The 22,337-nt window shown below is 65.6% G+C and carries 20 protein-coding genes; 10 read left to right on the top strand and 10 right to left on the bottom strand.

Features of this window, described 5'->3' with window-relative positions:
- Position 1 precedes the first annotated feature (1 nt).
- The 5 genes from ACTRWB_RS30280 to ACTRWB_RS30300 all read left to right on the top strand — a co-directional run bounded on the left by ACTRWB_RS30280 (position 2) and on the right by ACTRWB_RS30300 (position 4,291).
- Positions 2–1,180, top strand: coding sequence for a CaiB/BaiF CoA transferase family protein (locus ACTRWB_RS30280; protein WP_446903994.1), 1,179 nt, complete (start codon positions 2–4; stop codon positions 1,178–1,180).
- A 20-nt stretch (positions 1,181–1,200) separates the two neighbouring features.
- On the top strand, positions 1,201–2,586 hold the full coding sequence (locus ACTRWB_RS30285; protein ID WP_446904096.1) for an MmgE/PrpD family protein: 1,386 nt from the start codon (positions 1,201–1,203) through the stop codon (positions 2,584–2,586).
- Positions 2,583–3,386, top strand: a complete 804-nt coding sequence (locus ACTRWB_RS30290; protein ID WP_446903995.1) for an HpcH/HpaI aldolase/citrate lyase family protein — start codon at positions 2,583–2,585, stop codon at positions 3,384–3,386. Before ACTRWB_RS30285 ends, ACTRWB_RS30290 begins: the two co-directional genes overlap by 4 nt.
- Before the next feature lie 142 nt (positions 3,387–3,528).
- Complete coding sequence (locus ACTRWB_RS30295; RefSeq protein WP_129517587.1) at positions 3,529–3,816, top strand: DUF1330 domain-containing protein; 288 nt, start codon at positions 3,529–3,531, stop codon at positions 3,814–3,816.
- 19 nt (positions 3,817–3,835) lie between these two features.
- Positions 3,836–4,291, top strand: a complete 456-nt coding sequence (locus tag ACTRWB_RS30300; protein ID WP_446903996.1) for a hypothetical protein — start codon at positions 3,836–3,838, stop codon at positions 4,289–4,291.
- A 187-nt stretch (positions 4,292–4,478) separates the two neighbouring features.
- On the opposite strand, the gene ACTRWB_RS30305 is transcribed toward ACTRWB_RS30300, so the two are convergent.
- From ACTRWB_RS30305 to ACTRWB_RS30325, 5 genes are all read right to left on the bottom strand, one after another.
- Entirely contained in the window at positions 4,479–5,393 is a 915-nt protein-coding gene (locus ACTRWB_RS30305; RefSeq protein WP_446903997.1) for a cupin domain-containing protein, read from the bottom strand.
- Between the two features lie 75 nt (positions 5,394–5,468).
- On the bottom strand, positions 5,469–5,666 hold the full coding sequence (locus tag ACTRWB_RS30310) for a hypothetical protein (RefSeq protein ID WP_446903998.1): 198 nt from the start codon (positions 5,664–5,666) through the stop codon (positions 5,469–5,471).
- On the bottom strand, positions 5,650–6,597 hold the full coding sequence (gene mchS3 / locus ACTRWB_RS30315; protein WP_446903999.1) for an MchS3 family protein: 948 nt from the start codon (positions 6,595–6,597) through the stop codon (positions 5,650–5,652). Before mchS3 ends, ACTRWB_RS30310 begins: the two co-directional genes overlap by 17 nt.
- A 481-nt stretch (positions 6,598–7,078) precedes the next feature.
- The gene (locus ACTRWB_RS30320) at positions 7,079–8,779 is read right to left on the bottom strand and encodes a dihydroxyacetone kinase family protein (RefSeq protein ID WP_446904000.1); all 1,701 of its coding nucleotides are present in this window, start codon (positions 8,777–8,779) and stop codon (positions 7,079–7,081) included.
- Positions 8,780–8,915: 136 nt separating this feature from the next.
- Entirely contained in the window at positions 8,916–10,022 is a 1,107-nt protein-coding gene (locus ACTRWB_RS30325; RefSeq protein ID WP_446904001.1) for a sigma-54 interaction domain-containing protein, read from the bottom strand.
- Positions 10,023–10,499: 477 nt separating this feature from the next.
- On the opposite strand from ACTRWB_RS30325, the gene msuE reads away from it, so the two are divergent.
- Positions 10,500–11,060, top strand: coding sequence for an FMN reductase (gene msuE / locus ACTRWB_RS30330; RefSeq protein ID WP_446904002.1), 561 nt, complete (start codon positions 10,500–10,502; stop codon positions 11,058–11,060).
- A gap of 36 nt (positions 11,061–11,096) precedes the next feature.
- The gene (sfnG, locus tag ACTRWB_RS30335; protein ID WP_343492660.1) at positions 11,097–12,200 is read left to right on the top strand and encodes a dimethylsulfone monooxygenase SfnG; all 1,104 of its coding nucleotides are present in this window, start codon (positions 11,097–11,099) and stop codon (positions 12,198–12,200) included.
- Between the two features lie 60 nt (positions 12,201–12,260).
- Here sfnG and ACTRWB_RS30340 read toward each other — a convergent pair whose 3' ends face one another.
- Entirely contained in the window at positions 12,261–12,908 is a 648-nt protein-coding gene (locus tag ACTRWB_RS30340; protein ID WP_343492661.1) for a LysE family translocator, read from the bottom strand.
- Positions 12,909–13,014: 106 nt separating this feature from the next.
- On the opposite strand from ACTRWB_RS30340, the gene ACTRWB_RS30345 reads away from it, so the two are divergent.
- Positions 13,015–13,866, top strand: a complete 852-nt coding sequence (locus ACTRWB_RS30345) for a LysR substrate-binding domain-containing protein (protein ID WP_129517594.1) — start codon at positions 13,015–13,017, stop codon at positions 13,864–13,866.
- Positions 13,867–13,888: 22 nt separating this feature from the next.
- On the opposite strand, the gene ACTRWB_RS30350 is transcribed toward ACTRWB_RS30345, so the two are convergent.
- Positions 13,889–14,776 carry a LysR substrate-binding domain-containing protein gene (locus tag ACTRWB_RS30350; protein ID WP_446904003.1) on the bottom strand — a complete coding sequence of 296 codons (888 nt, stop codon included), beginning with the start codon at positions 14,774–14,776 and terminating at the stop codon, positions 13,889–13,891.
- Positions 14,777–14,940: 164 nt separating this feature from the next.
- Between ACTRWB_RS30350 and ydiJ the strand changes: the two genes are divergently transcribed.
- Positions 14,941–17,997, top strand: a complete 3,057-nt coding sequence (gene ydiJ / locus ACTRWB_RS30355) for a D-2-hydroxyglutarate dehydrogenase YdiJ (RefSeq protein ID WP_446904004.1) — start codon at positions 14,941–14,943, stop codon at positions 17,995–17,997.
- 86 nt (positions 17,998–18,083) lie between these two features.
- Here ydiJ and ACTRWB_RS30360 read toward each other — a convergent pair whose 3' ends face one another.
- The 3 genes from ACTRWB_RS30360 to ACTRWB_RS30370 form a co-directional block, all read right to left on the bottom strand.
- A complete protein-coding gene (locus tag ACTRWB_RS30360) occupies positions 18,084–18,386 on the bottom strand; it encodes a hypothetical protein (protein WP_048242522.1) in 303 nt (100 codons plus the stop codon).
- An 87-nt stretch (positions 18,387–18,473) separates the two neighbouring features.
- A complete protein-coding gene (locus ACTRWB_RS30365) occupies positions 18,474–19,628 on the bottom strand; it encodes a branched-chain amino acid ABC transporter substrate-binding protein (RefSeq protein WP_446904005.1) in 1,155 nt (384 codons plus the stop codon).
- A gap of 643 nt (positions 19,629–20,271) precedes the next feature.
- Complete coding sequence (locus ACTRWB_RS30370; RefSeq protein ID WP_446904006.1) at positions 20,272–21,171, bottom strand: DMT family transporter; 900 nt, start codon at positions 21,169–21,171, stop codon at positions 20,272–20,274.
- Positions 21,172–21,228: 57 nt separating this feature from the next.
- Here ACTRWB_RS30370 and ACTRWB_RS30375 point away from each other — a divergent pair, with 57 nt between their 5' ends.
- Complete coding sequence (locus ACTRWB_RS30375) at positions 21,229–22,215, top strand: LysR substrate-binding domain-containing protein (protein ID WP_446904007.1); 987 nt, start codon at positions 21,229–21,231, stop codon at positions 22,213–22,215.
- Positions 22,216–22,337 lie beyond the last annotated feature (122 nt).

Here is a 22,337-nt window from a genome sequence, read left to right on the forward strand (position 1 = left end):
GATGAGACCCCTCGACGGCATCAAGGTGATCACGCTTGAACATGCGATCGCGGCGCCGTTCTGCACGCGCCAGCTCGCCGATCTCGGCGCGCGCGTGATCAAGATCGAACGGCCCGGCAGCGGCGACTTCGCGCGCGGCTACGACGAACGCGCGCACGGGCTGTCGTCGCACTTCGTCTGGGTGAACCGCTCGAAGGAGAGCCTGACGCTCGACGTCAAGCAGCCCGACGCGGCCGCCGTGCTGAACGCGCTGCTCGCGGATGCCGACGTGCTCGTGCAGAATCTCGCGCCCGGCGCGGCCGGACGCCTCGGCCTCGGCTACGACGCGCTGAAGGACGCGCATCCGCGCCTGATCGTGTGCGACATCTCGGGCTACGGCGACGACGGTCCGTATCACGACCGCAAGGCCTACGACCTGCTGATCCAGAGCGAAGCCGGGTTCCTGTCGATCACGGGCGCGCCCGGGCAACCGGCGAAGGCCGGCTGCTCGATCGCGGACATCGCGGCCGGCATGTATGCATACACGAACATCCTGAGCGCGCTGCTGATGCGCGGCCGCACCGGTGAAGGATGCCGGATCGACGTGTCGATGCTGGAGAGCATGGTCGAGTGGATGGGCTACCCGCTCTACTACGCGATCGACGGACAGAGCCCGCCCGCGCCGTCGGGCGCGTCGCACGCGACGATCTGCCCGTACGGCCCGTTCCCGGCCGGTGACGGCAAGACCGTGATGCTCGGGCTGCAGAACGAACGCGAATGGAAGCTGTTCTGCGAACAGGTGCTGCGCCAGCCCGCGCTTGCCGACGATCCGCGCTTCAACGCGAATTCGAAACGCCATGCGGCGCGCGATGCGGTGCATGCGCTGATCGTCGACGCATTCTCGACGCTGACGGCCGCGGACGTGATGCAGCGGCTCGATGCGGCCGGCATCGCGAACGCGCAAATGAATACGCTCGACGACGTGTGGCGGCACCCGCAACTGAAGGCGCGCGAACGCTGGCGCAGCGTCGACACGGCGGCTGGCCCGATGCCCGCGCTGCTGCCGCCCGGGCTGCCCGACGGCATCGAGCCGCGGATGGACGCGGTGCCGGCGCTCGGCCAGCACACCGACGCGATCCTCGCCGAACTCGGCTACGACCGCGCACATATCGATGCGCTGCGCGCGAACGGCACGATCTGATTTCGCTTCGACGACCCATGATGACGAATACATTGCCCGCGCCCGGCCTCACGCTCGCGACCTTCGCGTCGCAACTGCGCTTCGACGCGATTCCGGCCAACGTCGTCGCGCGTACCGTCAATCTCTATGTCGACTGGCTCGGCTCCGCGCTGGCCGGCAAGGGCGCGCGCCCGGTCGAGACGATCGCCGCGTTCGCGCGCCGCGCGGGCGGCTCGCCCGGCGGGTCCGGCACGGCCGACGTGCTGATCGACCGCACGCGTGCGACGCCGTATTTCGCGGCGATGATGAACGGCGCGGCGTCGCACTTCGCCGAGCAGGACGACGTGCACAACGGCGCGGTGTTCCATCCGGCGACCGTCGTGTTTCCGGTGGCGCTCGCGCTTGCGCAGGCACGCGGCGCGAGCGGGCGCGCATTCATCGAGGCGGCGGTTGCCGGGTATGAAGTCGGCATCCGCGTCGGCGAGTTTCTCGGGCGTTCGCACTACAAGGTGTTCCATACGACCGGCACCGCGGGCACGGTGGCGGCAGCCGCGACGGCCGGGCGGCTGCTCGGGTTGTCGCCGGAACGGATGCTCGACGCGTTCGGATCGGCCGGCACGCAGGCGAGCGGGCTGTGGGAATTCCTGCGCGACGCGGCCGATTCGAAGCAGCTGCATACGGCGATGGCCGCCGCGAACGGGCTGATGGCAGCCGAACTCGCGCACGACGGGTTTCGCGGCGCGACGCGGATTCTCGAAGGCGCGCAGGGGATGGCGGCCGGGATGTCGACCGATGCAGACCCCGCGCGGCTGACCGACCGGCTCGGCGAACGCTGGGCGACGGCGGAAACGTCGTTCAAGTATCACGCGTCGTGCCGCCACACGCATCCGGCCGCCGATGCGCTGCTCGCGGTGATGGCGCGCGAGCGGCTCGCCGCGACCGACATCGAAGCGGTCGTCACGCACGTGCACCAGGGGGCGATCGACGTGCTCGGCGCGGTCACGGTGCCGAGCACCGTGCATCAGGCGAAGTTCAACATGGGCACCGTGCTCGCGCTGGCCGCGTGGCATGGGCACGCCGGTGTCGACGAATTCGAGCGCGAGTACGCTGCCGCGCATGTCGTCGCGTTTCGTGATCGCGTGTCGATGGCGTTCGACGATGAGGTCGATCGCGCGTATCCGGCGCGCTGGATCGGCAAGGTGACGGTGACGACGCGCGACGGCCGCACGTTCGCGGGCCGTGTCGACGAGCCTAAGGGCGATCCCGGCAATACGCTGTCGCGCGACGAGATCGCGCGGAAGGTGCGCACGCTCGCCGCGTTCTCGGGTGCCGCATCGGCCGGCGAGGTCGAGCGGCTCGTGGCCGACGCGTGGCAGGTCGCGTCGCGCGACGCGCTCGGCACGCTGTTTCCGGAGGGTTCGGCATGACGGCCGCATCCGCCCGTTCGTGGCTGTTCGTTCCCGGCAATCGCCCGGAGCGCTTCGAGAAGGCGCGTGCGGCCGGCGCCGACGCGGTGATCGTCGATCTCGAGGATGCGGTGCCGCCGGACGGCAAGCCGGCGGCGCGCGATGTGGTCGTCGCGCATCTCGATGCCGCGCGGCCCGTTTGGGTGCGCGTGAATGCGGCCGACACCGCCTGGTTTGCCGACGACATCGCGGCGATCGCCGCGCATCCGGGCACGGCCGGCGTGATGCTGCCGAAGTGCGACGCGCGCGCGCAGATCGACGCGGTGCTCGCGCACGCACATCGCGCGCTCGAGCTGCTGCCGATCGTCGAGACGGCGACCGGCATTGCCGGGCTCGATGAAGTCTGTATGTCGCCGCGCGTCGTGCGCGTGGCCTTCGGTACGCTCGATTTTCAGGTCGACCTCGGGATCGACGGCGACGGGGAGGAGTTGAACGCGTTTCGCTCGCGGATCGTGCTGGCTTCGCGGCTCGCCGGTATCGCGCCGCCGGTTGACGGCGTGTCGACGGTCATCGACGATGCCGATGCGATCGAACGGCATGCGCGCTACGCGCGGCGCTTCGGCTTCGGCGGCAAGCTGTGCATTCATCCGAAGCAGCTCGACGCGGTGCATCGCGCGTATGCATGGACCGATGCGGAGCGGGTGTGGGCGCGTCGCGTGCTCGAAGCCGTCGGCGCGAGCGGCGGCGCGGCGGTCGCACTCGACGGGAAGATGGTCGACGCGCCGGTGATCCTGAAGGCACAGCGCATCCTGCGCGGATAGGCGGCCGGCGCAATCGCCGGCGGCCACCTATAATCCTCACGACCGGCCGCGCGGCGCACCGCCGCGCCCGGGACGGCACATGCAGCCGGCGGAACGGCGACGTGCGTCCGATCTCCCACCCATCGCACAAGAGGTACGCATCTTGGCAACCTACATCGTCTTTACGCGAGAAAGCACGCAGGACCAGCAAGAACTCGATCTCTACCAGAGCAAGGTCGGCGCGACACTTGCTGGTCATCCGGTCAAGGTGCTCGCCGCCTATGGCCCGCAGGAAACGCTGGAAGGCGAAGGGCCGGAGGGTGTCGTGATCGTCGAGTTTCCGTCGAAGGAAGCCGCGCACGCGTGGTACCACGGCCCCGAATACCAGGCCGTCGTCCAGCACCGCTTCAAGGGCTCACGCTATCGCGCGGTGCTGGTCGAGGGCGTTTGAACGCAACGCGTGACGCGTCATGAACACGACGACGTCGTCTCCTGAATCGGGCCGCCCGCCGATGGGCCGCGCGGCCACGTCGTTGCTGGCGATCAGCCTGCTGCTCTATCTGGTCGCGATGTTCACCGCGCCGTTCCGCACGGGCGCGCCGCAACCGCATCCGTGGGCCGACGGCTGGCAGGTGCTGCTGACGGGCTGGATGGGCGTGCTCGCCGGCATCTACGCGTGGCTCGCGAATCCGCTCGTGCTTGCGGCGTGGTTGCTGACGGTGAAGCGGTATCGCACGCAGGCGGTCGTGCTCGCGGTGCTGGCGCTGCTGTTCGGGATGAGCTTCCTGACGCAGCATCAGATCCTCGTCAACGAAGCCGGGGACGTCGAACCCGTGCATCTCGATGCGATCGGCTACTGGTGCTGGCTGGCGAGTTTCGGCGCGGCGGTGGCCGGCGCTGCGTTGTTGCCCGGGCGGAGGAGGTAGCACACGGTGCGCCGGTGCGCGTTCCCGCTTATTGCATTGGCGATTGCAACCGTGATGACGCGGGCCAATACACTGGTTGAGCCGCTGTCTTGTCAAATGCTTGTGCGCAACGCGATTTCTAAATTTTCTGCCTAGAAAATCGAAATCGATGAAAGACAGCGGCGCCGATTGTTTAGGATGAGACTGTTCAGGATATGCTCTTTGGGGTAAATTTTTCTGCATATCGTGTTATTTCTATGCCGGACGCTGCGACAGTTTGCGAGTTAATTTCGTCGAGATATTCTCTGAGATTGTTTGGGGCGAGAATTTCTCGATTCGTGTCTTCAATGATTTGGTTGATATTGTGCATTTCCGTGTTGTCAATTGAGAGAGATTTTCGCAGGGACTCGTTGTTTCTCAATTTCGTTTTCGCGATCCAGTCAATGTAGTCAAGGTATTTCTTGGTGTGAATGCCCACCGCGACGTGAAACGTCGGTTCTCCAAGCGCGATTGCTGAATGCCACCATCCGCGAGGAATATAAATGACATCTCCTTTTTCGAGAGTGAAATCCAGTTCTGGATGAGTCGGGCGGAGATGTTTTTGGTCTCTGCTGGTTTGTCCTTCGACCGGGAGATTGAATGTCGGATTGTAAATCTTCCAATGCTTTCTCCCGATTAGCTGGACGGCGAAAACATCGTGAGTATCCCAGTGATCTCCAAATGATCCTTTTTTTCCAAAAGAGAGGTAGCCATTCGCAACGATGTCTGTCGATAGGAAATTGGAAATATTCTGACAGATATTTCTAATCTTCAATGAGAGTGATTCCATTCTATTGAAAACCAATGTGGATCCGTTGTCGAGTTGGTGATGGACTTCCGCGACGTTAAGCTGACTTTTGAGGACACCGACTTCGACGCATTTCCATTCATAGCTCTCGGGTGGAAGGAAATTACTGCCACTGTGAATCTTGATTCGCAGTGGACTGGATTGGCTGGCGTATATCGCCTCGTCGATGTCGGGCCACTCGAAGTTCTCGCAGGAAGCAGCACCTCGAAATATTGCAGGTTTTTTCTCAAAAAAATGTTGTAGAAAATCTTTCCTTTCGATTGGAAAATTGATCATGACAAGCGATGCCTCCAGGTAAGTATGTATCCGACCCGCGACAGGAGTCGGATACGTTGATTTGTTGAAAGTTGGTTAGCCGTCGCCGTCTTCACCGTAATTGGGATACATGGTGGACGACGATGAGCCAGGGGCCCAACACGTTCCGTTTGCGTCGACCCAACCATTCTTTTGTGTGCCCCGCAAGTCAATCACGTTGGTTGACTCAAGTTCGCCGGATAGATCCAGCCCACCGGAGACGAAAATCGTGTCGGAATTAGTGAGAATCTTCATGGTCTCGTGTTCCTGTATTACATCCAAATTTATCGATACGATATAAAATATTGGCAACTTTCTCTTTCGATAGAATGTCTCCTTTCATGGTTGATGCTTCGAGTGATGGCGAAAGGCGTTTTTCGTATTTTTTGAATATTTTGTAGTCGATGTCGCGAAGGCCGCACATGGCATACATTTTCGACTCGATGGTTGAGTTGCCTGATTTAATTGTTTCGACAAAATAATGTTTTGCGTCAGGGCTTTGTTTTATTTTTCTGTAAATTTTTTCCTCCAAACTGATGTGCCCAGCAAATCCTACCAATCCCAATGAGAATGTTTTGATCCCATGAAATTCTTCGTGTGGGTTGGTTTGTGCACGGCTTGTCGGTGCAATAAACAAGCTTAGGAAGATGAGGAATAAGGGGTATATTTTCTTCATGAGTCGAATCTCCTTCGGGCGATATTCAAGAGAGGTTTTGCGAAATGCCATTTGTGCGACGAGGCCAATCGCTGGTCGGTGTGGCGTCGAACCGGCGTGCCGTAGTGCCGTAGGCGTAAGCGTCGAGCCTATACAGGGGCGTTGGACGTCTCCGCCATCAAAGGCACGCAGTGATGGCGGAGCCGCCCGGCCGTTTCGTCGTCGCGGCAGCGTGGGTAACTTCCCCTTCTTGATTGCATCGCTGTTGATCGGGCAGACTGCACAAACCAGCGGAATTGTCGTGTCGTCAGGAGGGCGGTCGAATGCATTTAGCGCTGCACGCAGAGGCGGGAGCGGCGCAGAGGCGTTGCCATTGGCCGTTGGTTTGCATGAAGCTACGTGTCGACAAATGAAGCTGCTCCGCATTGGCACTGCCTTGCTGCGCGAATTCGCCCGTGCCGAAAAGGCTTGAATGCAGATGGCGGCGTAACTTGGAACGAGCAGGTATCGGCCAGTGATGGCCCTCCGCATGGTTTGTCCTCGTTTCTGATTTGTCGACCGGACGTGTGCGCCGTCTCGGGGGCCAGCATTCCAAAACTGGCTCGGGTTCAGAGTGTGTCATGCGTTCCGACTGTCGAAAATCGGCACGGATTGAGCGATGCAGCACCAAAGCGTGGGCCAATTTGCGCTACGACGTGTGCATAGCAAGGCGGTGCGCGGCGCGGACGACCGACTGTATTGGTTATACGGGCGGCCGAGCAGTCGGACGATGTGTTCGCACTGGTTTGTGTTCGGCGCAGAATGCCTATCGACGGAGCGCGTGCGAATCTTCACCAACTGTCACGCGTCGAGTTATATCGGCTGAGTATCTGCCTGCGGGCGGGGGTTTGCTCTGATTTGTCGTTGGGGCGAGATTCGATTGTGTACGCCGCCGGATCGGACGATACACAGTACAGGATGTTTTTCTGCCGCCACATATCGCATATCGACGTGCGGCGGCGCGCGTTTCCGCTTACCGCACGTGCGGCTGCAACGCGCGTAACCAGTACGACACCGCTACGGCACCGCCATCCGGCGTGCCGATCGCGCGCTCGCCGAGATAACTCGCACGCCCCGCGCGCGGCGTCATGCGCGCCGTTTCCTGTGCGCCCAGTTCGGCGGCCTCCACCGCCGCCGCCCATGCGCTTGCGGGATCGCGATCGTGGTCGAGCGCACGGTCGAACGCATCGGCGGCCGGCACCAGCGCATCGAGCATCGTCCGGTCGCCGGCATGCGCACCACCCAGTTCGCTGATCGAATCCACCGCGCCGCGGAACGCCGCGGCCCAGTCGCGCGCCGACGGCTCGGCGATATCGGTCAGCCGGCGCGACGCGCGCAGCAGTGCGGTCGCATAGAACGGCCCCGAACTGCCTGCAATCGCACGGCGCAACGCGGCGCCGAGTGCCGCGAGCGCGCCGGCCGGCGTGCCGTACGCGGTGTCCGGCAATTCGAGGATCGCTTGCGCGGCGCGCAGCATGCTCGCGCCGAGGTCGCCGTCGCCGGCTGCCGCATCGAGGTCGGTCAGCGTCTGTTCGTGGTCGATCAAGGTCTGCGCGACCGCGTCCAGCGCAGGCTGCAGGCGCGCGGCCCAAGCGCGGCCGGCTGCATCGAGCGGCGGCAGCGGCGCGTCGTGCGAATCGGCCGCGGCTACGCGGATCCGCGTATTCACGGCGCCGCCGCCCGGCCATGCGCGCGCCTGCGTCGGCGCGTCGAGCAGCGCCGTGCGTTCGTCGTTCAGCCGCAGCACCGAAATCGAGCAGCCGGGCATGTTCAGCGCCGACAGGAACGTGCCGGCCCACGCGCGCGCGACGACGATGCCGCGCCGGCTCAGGTTGTCGTACGCGGTGCGCAGCACGATCGCGAGTTCCATGTCCGGCGTCGCGCCGAGGCCGTTGACGAACAGCGCGACGCGTTCGCCGCTGTCGAGCACGAGATCGGCGGCGATGCTCGACAGCAGCGTGTCGACCAGCGCGTCGGCCGGCAGCGGCGTGCGGCGTTCGACGCCTTTTTCGCCATGGATGCCGAGGCCGAGCTCGATCTCGTCGTCGGCGAGGGTGAAGCCTGATTTGTCGGCGCCCGGGATCGTGCAGCCGTCGAGCGCGACACCCATCGTGCCGAGCTCAGCCGCCGCGTCGCGTGCGATCGCAGCGACGCGGGAAAGCGGCAACCCGCGCGCGGCGGCCGCGCCGGCGAGCTTGTGGATCAGCACGGTGCCGGCAATCCCGCGCCGCTGGCCGCGTTCGACGCGGCCGCGCAGCGATACGTCGTCGGCGACGATGACGGTCTCGACCGGAATGCCTTCGGCCCGCGCGAGTTCGGCGGCGAGCCCGAAATTGAGCCGGTCGCCCGTGTAGTTCTTCACGATCAGCAGCGCGCCGTTCGGGCCGGCGCTCGCGCGGATCGCGGCGAGTACGGCGTCGGTGGACGGCGACGTGAATACTTCGCCGCAGACGGCCGCGCTCAGCATCCCTTCGCCGACGTAACCGCCGTGCGCGGGCTCGTGGCCGCTGCCGCCGCCGGAGAGGATCGCGACGGGCCGCTGCGCGGGCTCGGGCAGCGGCTGGCGGACGAGCACGTGCTCGTCGCCGAGGATCGCAAGATGCGGTGATTGCCGCGCGATGCCTTCCAGCATTTCTCGCACGACATCGGACGGGCGGTTCACAAGCTTTTTCATGGCGACAATTCCTGACGGGTGAACGGGGCGCGGTCGGGCCTGCACTTCGCGCCACGATACATCAGGTCGGGTCGTCGTTGCACGGATCGCGGGCGCGATCGTGCGGTGCCGGCGCGGCGGCCCGCGCCGGATGCGGCTACTTCGTCGCCGCGATCTCCTTCGCGCGGATCAGCCGCGCGCGCAGCACGTTGCGGCTGATGCCGAGCAGCCGTGCGGCCTGGATCTGGTTGCGGTGGCTGAACTCGAACGCGACGCGCATCACGGTGTCCTCGATGCGTTCGAACAGGTTGCCGTGCCCGTCGTCGAACAGGTCGCGCAGCGCGCGTTCGAGTGCGTCCTGCGCACCGTCGGACGAATCCTGCGCGCGTGGGCCGGCCGCCGGCACGCACGGCGATGAAATGTGCAGGTCCGTGTCCTGCAGCGACTCGTGGCGGCTCACGAGCAGCGCATGATGGATCACGTTCTCCAGTTCGCGGATATTGCCGGGCCAGCTGTGCGCCTCGAGCCGTCGCTCGGCGCGCGGATCGATGTTGCGCGGCCCGTAGCCGAGGCGGCTGCGGTAGTCGTCGAAGAAGTGGCGCGCGAGCGGCAGGATGTCGCCCGGCCGCTCGCGCAGCGTCGGCACCGCGAGCTGCACGACGTTGAGCCGGTAGAACAGGTCGCCGCGGAAATGCCCGGTCGTGACCGCCTGCTGCAGGTCGACGTTGGTCGCGGCGACCACGCGCACGTCGATCGGTATGCCCGTGCGCGAACCGAGCCGCACGACTTCGCGCTCCTGCAGCACGCGCAGCAGCTTGACCTGCATCGACAGCGGCAGGTCGCCGATCTCGTCGAGAAACAGCGTGCCGCCGTTGGCGGCTTCGAACCAGCCCGGCTTCGCGCCGAACGCGCCTGTAAACGCGCCTTTCTCGTGGCCGAACAGCTCGCTCTCGACCAGTGTTTCGGAGAACGCGCCGCAGTTCACGGCGACGAACGGCCCGCTGTTGCGGTGGCTGAGGCTGTGCACGTGGCGCGCGATCAGCTCCTTGCCGGTGCCCGTCTCGCCGACGATCAGCACGTTCGCGTCGCTCGGCGCGACGAGGCGAATCCGTTCGAGCAGCGCGATCGAACGCGGATCGACGAATACCTGCGCACGGGCGCGGATCGGTGCCTGCCGCGCGGGCAACGTCAACACGGGTGCGCCACGGGGCGCGGTGACGACGCGAAGATTGAGCGGGCGCGGCGATGCGGAATGGGATGTCATGGCGGTGAACCGTTGGATGGCCGAGGGAAGCGATCCCGTGTCGATGGGTGCCGTGGTCCGGCTGCTGCGTGGTCAGCAGAGTGTTCACCGTTTCGCTGCGCGCTGAAAGTATCGATTTCTGATAACCAAAGCGCGATTGGCGCGCAGCGTGCAACGGTGCGGGAGAGCGAGGGGGGCATGCCGTCAATGCAGCGTATTCGACGTGATGACGCACGGCACGCTGCTGCCTGAGCAGCAGCGTGCAAGCGAGGCTGCTTCTCATGGTTCATCACGCCATGGAATATCGATGTGACGCGTGCGTCGGAACGCTAACCACGATTGTGCATTTGAGCGAATGCGTTGTCGGATGGGCGATCGGATGAAATTTCGTGATGCAGATGATCGTCCCGACACACACGCATGTGAATGGCACACTCCTTGCTCACCCGAAGCGGTATCGCCGCATCGATACGCGGCTCGACAACGGAAATGCATCGGATGAGCCACACCCTCAACGTGGTCGCGATATCGGGCGGCCTGCAACGGCCGTCACGCACGCTGGCGCTGACCGGCGCGATCGTCGCGGCGCTCGGTGCCGCGCTGCCGATCGACACGCGGCTGATCGAACTCGGCGAGATCGGTAGCCGGCTGGCTGGCGCGCTGACACGCGCGCAGGTCCCGCCCGATCTCGAAGCGCTGATCCGCGCGATCGAGACGGCCGATGCGCTGGTCGTCGCGAGCCCCGTCTATCGCGCGTCGTACACGGGCCTGTTCAAGCACCTGTTCGACCTCGTGCGTCACGACGCACTTGTCGACGTGCCCGTGCTGCTTGCCGCCACTGGCGGCAGCGAGCGTCATGCGCTCGTGATCGACCATCAGCTGCGGCCGCTGTTCAGCTTCTTCCAGGCACGCACGCTGCCGATCGGCGTGTATGCGTCCGAAAGCGATTTCGATCGATATGAGATCACGAACCCGGCGCTGCGCGCGCGCATCGCGCTTGCCGTCGAGCGCGCGGTGCCGCAACTGCGCCCGCATGCGCTTTCCGCCGCGGCCGCGTAGGTCGCTTCCGTTTCCCCACCCGACCAGGACACCTGCATGAGCCTTACCGACCCTTCCGCCGACGGCGTCAAATTCGCCTACTGGGTGCCGAACGTCAGCGGCGGCCTCGTCGTCAGCACGATCGAGCAGCGCACCGACTGGAGCCTCGAATACAACCAGCAGCTCGCGCGCACGGCCGAGGCGGCCGGCTTCGACTACGCACTGAGCCAGATCCGCTTCACGGCCGGCTACGGCGCCGAATACCAGCACGAGTCGGTGTCGTTCAGCCAGGCGCTGCTGCATGCGACGACGAAACTCAAGGTGCTCGCCGCGATCCTGCCGGGGCCGTGGCATCCGGCCGTGGTCGCGAAGCAGCTCGCGACGATCGACCATATCTCGAACGGGCGCATCGCGATCAATGTCGTGAGCGGCTGGTTCAAGGGCGAGTTCACCGCGATCGGCGAGCCGTGGCTCGAGCACGACGAACGCTATCGGCGCTCGAAGGAATTCATCCAGGCGCTGAAGGGCATCTGGACGCAGGACAACTTCACGTTCAAGGGCGACTTCTACCGCTTCAACGACTACACGCTGAGCCCGAAGCCGGTGCAGAAACCGCATCCGGAGATCTTCCAGGGCGGCAGCTCGCGCGCGGCGCGCGACAACGCGGCGAGCGTGTCCGACTGGTATTTCACGAACGGCAATACACCGGAGAACCTGAAGGCGCAGATCGACGACATTCGCGCGAAGGCCGCCGCAAACAACCACCGCGTGCGGATCGGTGTCAACGCGTTCGTGATTGCACGCGACACCGAGGAAGAGGCGCGCGCCGTGCTCGACGACATCATCCGGCACGCGCACGTCGAGGCCGTGCATGCGTTCGGCGATGCGGTGAAGCAGGCCGGCAGCGCGTCGCCGGAGCGCGAGGGCAACTGGGCGAAATCCACGTTCGAGGATCTCGTGCAATACAACGACGGCTTCCGCACGAACCTGATCGGCACGCCGCAGCAGATTGCCGAACGGATCGTCGCGCTGAAGGCGATCGGCGTCGATCTCGTGCTCGCGGGGTTCCTGCATTTCATCGAGGAAGTCGAGTACTTCGGCCAGCGCGTGCTGCCGCTCGTGCGCGAACTCGAGGCGCAGCGGCAGGCGGTGGCGGCGTGATGGATGCGGGCCGACGCGCGGCGCGCGATTGCGTCGGCCCGTGCCGCGCCCGCGCGATACTTACGCCACGCCCGCCAGTCTCGATGCATCGACCACCATCTGCACGCCGAGGCTGCCGAGGATGAGGCCCATCGCCCAGCGCTGCGCGAGCAGCAGCGTCGGGCGCCCGTGCAGGAACTTCGCGATGCTGCTCGAGCAGATCGCCACCAGCCCGTTTGCCGACATGAACGCGGCGATCAGCAGCGAACCGAGAAACAGCGACTGGCCGAACACGCTGCCGCTCCGGTAGTCGATGAACTGCGGCAGCAGCGACACGAACAGCATCGCGAGCTTCGGGTTCAGCACGCTGGTCGTCGCGCCCATCGCGAGCAGGCGCAGCGGCTGTTCGTTCGGCAGTGCCTGCACCTCGAACGGCGAGCGGCCGCCGGGCCTGACCGCCTGCCATGCCAGATACAGCAGATAAACCGCACCTACCGCGCCCAGTATGCTGCCCGCATAGGGCACGCTCATGAACAGCGTCGTGATGCCGAACGCCGCGCCGAACATGTAGAACAGGTAACCGAGCATCACGCCGGCCAGCGAGATCAGCCCGGCCGTGCGTCCTTGCGCGATCGAGCGCGACATCACGTAGACCATGTTCGGCCCCGGCGTGACCGCGAGCATGCCGCCAATGACGAGAAATCCGTAGATCGATCCGGACGTATGCATGTTTTCCGCTTCCTGCAACGAGTGCTGACGGGATTGATTGTCCGACCGTGGAGGAGAACAGTAAAACGGGATAAACTGAATCGATTGATCAGATTTTCTGAATGCGATGAAAAAGCTCGACCTCGATGTGCTGGCGATGGTGGTGGCCGTGGCGGAGTCCGGATCGTTCGCGCAGGGCGCGCAGGCCGTGCACCGTTCGCCGTCGGCGGTGAGCATGCAGATCAAGGCGCTGGAAGACGCGCTCGGCAAGCCGCTCTTCATCCGCGATACGCGCAACGTGACGGCGACCGACGACGGCAGGATGCTTGCCGAATACGGCCGCCGGATGCTGGCGATGCGCGACGAGGCGTGGGCATCGGTCGTGCGCCCGGAGATTCGCGGCCGCGTGACGATCGGCGTGCCCGACGACTACATCTCGTCGCTGCTGCCGCAGGTGCTCGGCAAATTCGCCGCGATGCATCCGCGCGTGGAAGTGCGCGTGATCGGCCAGCCGAGCAGCGCGCTCGTGCCGATGCTGAAGGACAACACGGTCGACCTCGCGTGCCTCACGCGGATCAAGGGCGTGACCGGCGAGCTGATCCGGATGGAGCCGATCGTCTGGACCGGGTCGCCGAAACGGAACGTGTGGGAGGAGCGGCCGCTGCCGGTGGCGTTTTTCACGCACGGCGGCAGCATGGCGCGCGATCACGCGATCAAGGCGCTGAACCGGCAGCACATTCCGTTCCGGATGTCGTACGAAAGCCCGAGCTACCTCGGGCTGCTCAGCATGGTCGAGGCCGGGCTCGCGGTCGCGCCGCTGGCGCGCTGCTGCGTTCCGGAACACCTCGTCCAGCTTTCGGAGAGCCACGGGCTGCCGCCGCTGGGTGAACTCGAGGTCGTGCTCGCGCGCAGCGCGCAGTCCGCGCGCCCGCCGTGCGACTACCTCGCCGAGCAGATCCTCGGCGAATGGCGGACCTGACCGGCACGCTGCCGGCGGTGCTTCAGCACGACTTCAGCAGCCATTCGCGGAACGCGACGAGCGACGGCAGCGTTTCGTTCCCCGGCGGGTAGACGAGGTAATAGCTGCGCTGGCTGGTAATCGCGTCGCCGATCGACACGAGCTCGTGGCGGCTCAGTTCGTCCTCCACCAGCACCTTCGGTACCAGCCCGATTCCCATTCCGGCGCGCACGGCCTGAATCAGGTGCGACGTCAACTCGAAGCTCGGGCCGATGCGCATCTGGCGATGGTCGAGCCGATAGTGCGAGAACCATTCGGCCCACGCCTGCTGGTTGCTCGTCACGCCGAGCAGCGTCTGCTTCGCGGCCCAGGCCGGCGTGCGTGTGCCGGCCTTGCGGCTGCCCGCATCGGGGCTCGCGATCGCGATCAGGAATTCGTTGTACAGCCGATGCGCATGCAGGCCGGGCCAGTCGCCCGCGCCGACGGTAATGGCCGCGTCGAGGTCGTCGTTGAGGAAATCGATGCCGCCGATCCGCGAATGAAGGTGCACGGTCACGCCCGGATGCGCGGCGTAGAAGTCGTGCAGGTGCGGCAGCAGCCATTTCGAGCCGAACGTCGGCAACGTCGCGAGCCGCAGCGTGCCGGCGCCCGCCTGATGGGACATCGCCTGCAAGGTCGCGCCGCGGATGCGCCCGAGCGCGCCGCTCAGCTCGGCGAAATAGCGGCGCCCGACTTCCGTCAGCTTCACGGAGCGCCCTTCGCGCCGGAACAGCGGCACGCCGAGCTGATCCTCGAGCGTCTGGACCTGCCGGCTGATCGCGCTCTGGCTCAGCGACAGCTCCTCGGCCGCGCGTGTGTAGCTTTCGTGCCGCGCGGCTGCCTCGAACACGAGCAGCAGCGACATGGACGGGGTGAGGCGACGGTAATTCATGAGTTTTATGCAATATTCGCCGGGCGAGAATTCGTTTGTTTCTCGCGGAGATTCCAAAGATACTGGAATTCCCGGTCGCGTGGAAACTTGCTCAAAACTCATGTTTTGGCGCAGGCAAACACACCGGTTCCACCCATGTTGCGCCTTTGCCCCGCTTTTACCCCATGTCGATCGCCCCGTTGCCCCGTCCCGCCAGCCCGCCCGCGAACGCGTACCGTGACTTTCTCGCCGCGCTGCAGGCCGCCGGATTCGCCGGGGAAATCCACGCGGACCATGCGAACCGGACGGTCCAGTCCACCGACAACTCGATCTACCAGCGCCTGCCGCAAGCGGTGATCTGTCCCGCGCATGCGGACGACGTCCGGCTGCTGGCCACGCTGCTCGCCGAGCCCGCGCATCGCGACGTCAAGGTGGCCGCGCGCGGGGGCGGCACGGGCACCAACGGGCAGTCGCTGACCGACGGCGTGGTGGTCGACCTGTCGCGCAACATGAACCGGATCCTCGAAATCGACGTCGAGCGGCGCTGGGCGCGCGTGCAGGCGGGTGTCGTCAAGGATCAGCTCAATGCGGCGCTGAAGCCGCACGGGCTGTTTTTCGCGCCGGAGCTGTCGACGTCGAACCGCGCGACCGTCGGCGGGATGATCAATACCGACGCGAGCGGGCAGGGCAGCTGCACGTACGGCAAGACGCGCGACCACGTGCTCGAGCTGGATTTCGTGCTGATGGGCGGCGAGCAGTTGCACAGCGACGCGCTCGCGAACGACGAACTGGAGCGCCGGTGTGCGCGGCAGGACCGCATCGGCAAGGTCTACCGCACCGCGCGGCGCATCAGCGACGACAAGGCGGCGCTGATCGAGGCGAAGTTTCCGAAGCTCAACCGCTGCCTGACCGGTTATGACCTCGCGCACCTGCGCGAACCGGACGGCCGCTTCAACCTGAACAGCGTGCTGTGCGGCGCCGAAGGCTCGCTCGGTTTCGTCGTCGAGGCGAAGCTCAACGTGCTGCCGATCCCGAAGGTTTCGGTGCTGGTCAACGTGCGCTACGCCGGTTTCATGGACGCGCTGCGCGACGCGCGTGCGCTGCTCGAGCACAAGCCGCTGTCGATCGAGACGGTCGACTCGAAGGTGCTGATGCTGGCGATGAAGGACTTCGTGTGGAGCAGCGTGGCCGAGTATTTTCCGCAGGACGACCGGCGGCCGACGCTCGGCATCAACCTGATCGAATTCAGCGGCGACGATGCGGAAGAAGTCGATGCGCGCGTGCGTGCGTTCGTCGACCATCTGCGCACCGATACGAGCGTGGAGCGCCTGGGCCATACGCTCGCGGCCGGCGACGATGCGGTGAAGCGCGTGTATGCGATGCGCAAGCGCGCGGTCGGCCTGCTCGGCAACGTGCAGGGCGAGGCGCGTCCGCAGCCGTTCGTCGAGGACACCGCGGTGCCGCCCGAGAACCTCGCCGAGTACATCGCGGAATTCCGCGCGCTGCTCGACGGCCACGGGCTGCAGTACGGGATGTTCGGCCACGTCGACGCGGGCGTGCTGCATGTGCGCCCGGCGCTCGACATGAAGGATCCGCGGCAGGCCGCGCTGGTGCGGCCGGTGTCGGATGCGGTGGCCGAACTCACGCAGCGTCATGGTGGCCTGCTGTGGGGCGAGCACGGCAAGGGCGTGCGCTCCGAATATGCGCCGGCGTTTTTCGGCGAGCTGTATCCGTCGCTGCAGCAACTGAAGGCCGCATTCGATCCGCATAACCAGTTCAACCCGGGCAAGATCGCGACGCCGCCGGAACCCGCGATGCGGCTGCTGAAGATCGACGAAGTGCCGACGCGCGGCGATCACGACCGGCAGATCGACGAGCGTGTGTGGCAGAGCTACGGCACCGCGATGCACTGCAACGGCAACGGCGCGTGCTACAACTTCGATCCGGACGACGCGATGTGCCCGTCGTGGAAGGCGACGCGCGAACGCGTGCATTCGCCGAAGGGGCGCGCGTCGCTGATGCGCGAATGGTTGCGCCTGCAAGGGCAGGCCGGCGTCGACGTCGTCGCGGCGGCGCGCGCGCGGCAGCCATTCCTGAGCGGCCTTGCCGCCCGCTGGCGCAACAGCCGCGCCGCACGCAACGGCGACGCCGATTTCTCGCACGAGGTGTATGACGCGATGGCCGGGTGCCTCGCGTGCAAGTCGTGCGCGGGGCAGTGCCCGGTCAAGGTCAACGTGCCCGAATTCCGCTCGCGTTTTCTCGAGCTGTATCACCAGCGCTACCTGCGGCCGCTGCGCGACTACCTGATCGGCTCGCTCGAATTCACGATGCCGTGGATGGCGCGGGTGCCCGCGCTGTACAACGGGCTGATGCGCGCGGGGTGGGTGCGCACGCTGCTGGAGCGGCAGGTCGGCATGGTCGACAGCCCGCTGCTGAGCCGCTTCGATCTCGCGGCCGTGATGCGCCAATGGCGCGTGAAGCCGGCCGACCCGCACGCGCTCGCGGCGCTGAACGAGGCGCAGCGCGCGCGCAGCGTCGTCATCGTGCAGGACACGTTCACGCGCTATTTCGATACCGAGCAACTGGCGACGCTGATCGAGCTGGCGGCGCGCATGGGCTTTCAGGTGTGGCTCGCACCGCTCGCGCCGAACGGCAAGGCGCTGCACGTGCAAGGCTTTCTGCGGGCATTCGAGAAGGCGGCGATTCGCAACGCGACGCAACTGGCCGCGCTGGCGCGGTCGGGCGTCGCGCTGGTCGGCCTCGATCCGGCGATGACGCTCACGTACCGGCAGGAATACCTGAAGGTGACGGGGCTCAGCGATGTGCCGACGGTTGCGTTGCCGCAGGAATGGCTGCTGCACGCGCTGCCGGAAGCGGGCGCGGACGGTGTGCCCCGTGTGTCCGGTACGTACCGGTTGCTGCCGCACTGTACCGAGAAGACCAATGCGCCGGACAGCGGCAAGCAATGGGCGCAGGTGTTCGCGCGTCGCGGGTTGTGCCTGCAGGTTCAGGCGACCGGGTGCTGCGGGATGTCCGGCACCTATGGGCACGAGGCGCGCAACCTGGACACGTCGAAGACGATCTATGCGCAATCGTGGGCCGCGCACGTCGCTGCACCGGATGCGGAAGGCGAGGCGCTGGCGACCGGGTATTCATGTCGCAGCCAGGTGAAGCGCATGTCCGCGCGGCAGTTGCGCCATCCGTTGCAGGCGCTGCTCGATCACGTGCGGGCGGCGGGGTGACGATCGGGCGGCGCGTGTCGCGGTGCCCGTGAGGTGACGTCGAATGTCGAGCGGCTAGCCGTGCCGCACTCGACACATGCCGCGGCTCACGCGTCGGCTTTCGCGGTTTTCCTTGCACGCGGCTTGTCGGCCGCGGGAAACACGCCGACGCCGCGCGGCCGTTTCGGCTCGATCCGCATCTGTTTGATCACGCGCCGGAAGTCGATCTCGTGCGCGGCCAGCGTGCCGATCAGTTTCGCGATGACCGCGAGGTGGGACGGGACGGTGCCCTTGCTGGAATAGTTCGTGATGGAGCTTTCGTTCATCCGGATCAGTCGGGCGAACTCTCGCGCAGTCAGCTGCGCCTTTCTCAACTCCTGCTGAAATTCGGTATACGCCATTGCACACATGTTGCTTCGTCTCCGTGATTCAGAAATCGGCCCGCGCGGCGCCGGCGCCGACGGGTGGCGTTCCCGTCGTACCGGCGCCAGGGCGGGTTACATCTTGACCTGGTCGAGGAAGGTCTTCTTGCCGCTCTTGTAGCCGTAGATCGAGATGATCCCGTGCGTCAGGTCGCCCTTCGAGTCGAAGGTCGTCGTGCCGATCACGCCGTCGTACTTCGTCCCCGGCATCGCCGCGAGGATCTTGGCCGGATCGGTCGAGTTCGCGCGCTTCATCGCATCGACCGCGATGTAGACCGCGTCGTACGCGAACGGCGCATCGAACTTGATGCCCTGGTTGAAGCGCTTCTCGTACTTCGCGACGAACGCCGCGCCGCCCGGCATCTTCTCGAGCGCCGCGCCGGCTTGCGAGCACAGCACGTTGTCGGCCGCCGGGCCGGCCAGTTCGGCCAGCGAGTCGGTGCACACGCCGTCGCCGGACAGGATCTTCGCGCGCAGGCCGAGCTGCTTCGCCTGCTTCGCGAGCGGGCCGCCGGTGGCGTCCATGCCGCCGTACATGATCGCGTCGGGGTTCTCGCCCTTGATCTTCGTCAGAATCGCGCGGAAGTCGACCGCCTTGTCGTTGGTCGCGTCGTGCGACAGCACCTTCAGGCCGAGTGCTTTCGCCTTCTTCTCGAACTCGTTCGCGAGGCCTTGGCCGTAGGCGGTCGAATCGTCGACCACCGCCACGCTCTTCACGCCCTTCGCCTGCGCATAACTCGCGAGCGCCGGGCCTTGCTGCGCGTCGGTTGCCACCACGCGGTAGGTCGTCTTGAAGCCTTGCTGCGTGTAGGTCGGGTTCGTGGCCGACGGCGAAATCTGCACGATGCCCGCATCGCTGTAGATCTTCGAGGCCGGGATCGACGTGCCCGAGTTCAGGTGGCCGATGACGGCGACGACCTTGTCGTCGACGAGTTTCTGCGCGACCTGCGTGGCCTGGCGCGGGTCGGCCGCGTCATCCTGCGCGTCGAGTTGCAGCGTGATCTTCTTGCCGCCGATCGTGAGCCCCTTTGCATTGATTTCCTCGACCGCGAGGCGCGCGCCGTTCTCGTTGTCCTTGCCGAGGTGCGAGATGCCGCCCGTCGTCGGTTCGACGCTGCCGATCTTCACGACCTGGTCGGCCATCGCGGTCGATACGGCCGCAAACGCGGCGGCAGCCAGTGCGACGGTGATCAGGGGTTTGCAGCGCATGCCGACAGTGCTTCGTTCCATCTGCCATCTCCGAATTGAATGATCTTTCTATTGACGTCTCGACCGGCCGACGGCGAGGTCGGGGCGATCGGACGAGTCTCCATACCCATCATGGGCTTCGCTTGCATGGCATCCGGCGGTGTGACAGGCCGCCCGCGCGAGCGGGTGGGTGGACCCACGCCTGACGCCACGCAATTCGTATGAATATATCCGAAGCTGATTTTGCGCGCTGCGGCGAATTGCGTAGTGGGGCCGGCGCGGCGCGGGTCAGCGCCCGAATTTCGACGATTCCCGAGGCCCGAAATCGTGCGCCGCAGCGAGCCGAAGGCTGCAGTTCGCTGTCGATGGCCTTACGTCCGCATCCATTATTCGGCCGGTCGCCGGGGCGAAGCCATGCACACTGACGTGCGGTCAATCGGGAACTGTTCGGTCGAATTGTCTGCACAGTTTGGACACTCGCGGTTGCGCACCCGGATTCATCGAAAAGCTTCGTCGAGCGCGATCTCCCTTGGATGCAACTAACGGTCAAGCCCGGCGGCACCTGCGAATTGGCGTGGATCGAAAGCCCCGATAATCCATTCGGTTTCGCAGAGGCCGGGGCGCTCATGGACCGGCCCGCTTCCGGATCATCGGGCCGGCATGGCCGCCCGAAACAACCGCGATCCTAAGAACGCCCGCGCAATGCGACGAATATCACGCCTGCAATCGCCAGCAGGCCGCCGCACGCCGTCTCGATGCCCGGGCGCTCGCCCGTCAGCACCATCGACAAGAGCGTCGCGACCGCTGGCGTCAGATAGAGGAAGTTGGCGGCGCGCGCCGCCCCGAAGTAGCCGAGTGCGAAGGTCCAGGTCGCGTAACCGAGCGCGGCGGGAAAGACACCGAGCACCAGCACGGCCAGCGTCGTGTCGCGCGACGCGCCGCCGAGCGACACGAGCGCGCCGGGCAGCCACGGCGTGAGCAGCAGCGCGCCGGCCAGCAGCGTGTAGGCGGCGCAGGGCAGCGCGCCGTACACGGGAATCAGCCGCCGCTGCAACACGAAATAGCTGGCCGAACACAGGGCCGCGCCGAGAATCAGCGTACTTCCCGAGCCGAGCACCAGGCCGCCCGGCTGCCCGTGCGCGATCACCGCGATGCCGGCAAGGCTCACCAGCGAACCGAACCATCCCCACCGGTTGAAACGCTCGCGAAGAAACACGGCGGCCAGCAGCGCCGTGAAGATCGGCAGCGTGTTCACGATGAAACTCGCTGCACCGGGCGACACGGTTTGCTCACCGGTATTGAGCAGCGCGTTGTAGAGTGCGATGCCGAGAAAGCCGCACGCGATGAAGCGCAACGCGTCGCGCTTCATCGGCACGGGAGGCCGCCGCCACGCGAGCCATGCGATCACGAGCACGGCCGCGGTCGCGAAGCGCGCCGCCGCGAGTTGCAGTGGGGCCAGCCCATGCAGGCCGATCCGGATGAACGGGAATGCGGAAGCCCACGAGACGATCGTGAAAGCCACCGCGCCTGCCGCGACCAGCGGTTGACGCACGCCGCGCGACGAAGCCGAGGAAAGAGTATTCATGCGGCAATGGTGCGACGTGGCAAGATGCTAAGCTAGCGCACAGATCAACACCCGGATATGAATATGGCTCACAGCTCGTTTCCGCGGCGGGCTGACGGTCCGGTGCTTGAGCGTCGGGTGGCGGAGGCGCTGCCCGCAGGTTTGCCGACGTCGGGCCCGCGGCGGCCGCTCGCGAGCCTGGAGACGGTCTGCACGGTGGCGCGTCAGGGGTCGTTTCTGGCGGCCGCCGAAGTTTCCGGCGTGACGCACGGCGCAATCAGCCGGCGGGTGGCCGCTGTCGAAAACTGGCTGGGCATGGCGCTGTTCGAACGTCATGCACGCGGCGTGCGCCTGACGCCGGACGGGCAGCGCTTCGTCGGCCGGATCGAGCAGGCGTTCGCGATCATCGACAGTGCGGCCGATCAGTGGCGCTCGCCGCGTACGCCGCGACTGGTCCGGATGAGCGTGGTGCCGGCATTCGCGCAGCTCTGGCTGTTCGAGCGGCAGGGTGTGCTCGAGAGCGAAGCGCCCGCGTTGCGAATCGATCTCCATATCGATCTGCGCAACGTGGATATCGCCGGCGGCGAAGCGGATCTGTCGGTTCGGTACGGGCGCGGCAACTGGCGTCAGCTCGAAACCAGCGCGTTCATGCCGGAGCGGCTTTATCCGGTCGCGCATCCGCGGCTCGCCGCGCAACTGGCCAGGGAGCGGCGGCGACATGGCGATGCCGCGCTGCTCGATATGCCGCTCCTGCACGATTCCGACGTGACCGGATGGCGCACCTGGTTCGAGGCGCTGGGCATTCCGTTCAAGTCGCGTGCGCAGGATCGCCGGTTCGAGGATTACAACCTGGTGCTGGCGGCAGCCGAAGCAGGGCTCGGCGTGGCGCTGGCACGGACGCCGCTCGCGGATGCGTATCTGAAGCGCAGCGCGCTTGTCCGGGTGAGCCGTCATGAGGTCGATTCGTTGCTCCGGTATCACTTCGTGCATGCGAAGGGGGAGAATCGGCCGGAGGTGCTCGCGTTGATGGAGCGCATGCGCGCGGCATTACGGGAAGAGGGCTAGATGGCGCGGTCGTGGCGACCTGTCACGAAGGGCCGTCTGGAGTTTGTGTACGTCTTTATAAGGTCGCTGACAATGCGGCCGCCGAAATCGGTGAGGTTGGAGAGATGAACGAGAATCGAGAA

It is taken from the genome of Burkholderia sp. YIM B11467 (assembly GCF_052952715.1).

Bases quoted from the DNA above. Each gene is read 5' to 3' on its own strand.
- ACTRWB_RS30280 (WP_446903994.1), top strand. From the start codon at position 2: ATGAGACCCCTCGACGGCATCAAGGTGATCACGCTTGAACATGCGATC.
- ACTRWB_RS30285 (WP_446904096.1), top strand. From the start codon at position 1,201: ATGACGAATACATTGCCCGCGCCCGGCCTCACGCTCGCGACCTTCGCG.
- ACTRWB_RS30290 (WP_446903995.1), top strand. From the start codon at position 2,583: ATGACGGCCGCATCCGCCCGTTCGTGGCTGTTCGTTCCCGGCAATCGC.
- ACTRWB_RS30300 (WP_446903996.1), top strand. From the start codon at position 3,836: ATGAACACGACGACGTCGTCTCCTGAATCGGGCCGCCCGCCGATGGGC.
- ACTRWB_RS30305 (WP_446903997.1), bottom strand. From the start codon at position 5,393: ATGATCAATTTTCCAATCGAAAGGAAAGATTTTCTACAACATTTTTTT.
- ACTRWB_RS30310 (WP_446903998.1), bottom strand. From the start codon at position 5,666: ATGAAGATTCTCACTAATTCCGACACGATTTTCGTCTCCGGTGGGCTG.
- mchS3 (WP_446903999.1), bottom strand. From the start codon at position 6,597: ATGCGGAGGGCCATCACTGGCCGATACCTGCTCGTTCCAAGTTACGCC.
- ACTRWB_RS30320 (WP_446904000.1), bottom strand. From the start codon at position 8,779: ATGAAAAAGCTTGTGAACCGCCCGTCCGATGTCGTGCGAGAAATGCTG.
- ACTRWB_RS30325 (WP_446904001.1), bottom strand. From the start codon at position 10,022: ATGACATCCCATTCCGCATCGCCGCGCCCGCTCAATCTTCGCGTCGTC.
- msuE (WP_446904002.1), top strand. From the start codon at position 10,500: ATGAGCCACACCCTCAACGTGGTCGCGATATCGGGCGGCCTGCAACGG.
- sfnG (WP_343492660.1), top strand. From the start codon at position 11,097: ATGAGCCTTACCGACCCTTCCGCCGACGGCGTCAAATTCGCCTACTGG.
- ACTRWB_RS30340 (WP_343492661.1), bottom strand. From the start codon at position 12,908: ATGCATACGTCCGGATCGATCTACGGATTTCTCGTCATTGGCGGCATG.
- ACTRWB_RS30345 (WP_129517594.1), top strand. From the start codon at position 13,015: ATGAAAAAGCTCGACCTCGATGTGCTGGCGATGGTGGTGGCCGTGGCG.
- ACTRWB_RS30350 (WP_446904003.1), bottom strand. From the start codon at position 14,776: ATGAATTACCGTCGCCTCACCCCGTCCATGTCGCTGCTGCTCGTGTTC.
- ydiJ (WP_446904004.1), top strand. From the start codon at position 14,941: ATGTCGATCGCCCCGTTGCCCCGTCCCGCCAGCCCGCCCGCGAACGCG.
- ACTRWB_RS30360 (WP_048242522.1), bottom strand. From the start codon at position 18,386: ATGTGTGCAATGGCGTATACCGAATTTCAGCAGGAGTTGAGAAAGGCG.
- ACTRWB_RS30365 (WP_446904005.1), bottom strand. From the start codon at position 19,628: ATGGAACGAAGCACTGTCGGCATGCGCTGCAAACCCCTGATCACCGTC.
- ACTRWB_RS30370 (WP_446904006.1), bottom strand. From the start codon at position 21,171: ATGAATACTCTTTCCTCGGCTTCGTCGCGCGGCGTGCGTCAACCGCTG.
- ACTRWB_RS30375 (WP_446904007.1), top strand. From the start codon at position 21,229: ATGAATATGGCTCACAGCTCGTTTCCGCGGCGGGCTGACGGTCCGGTG.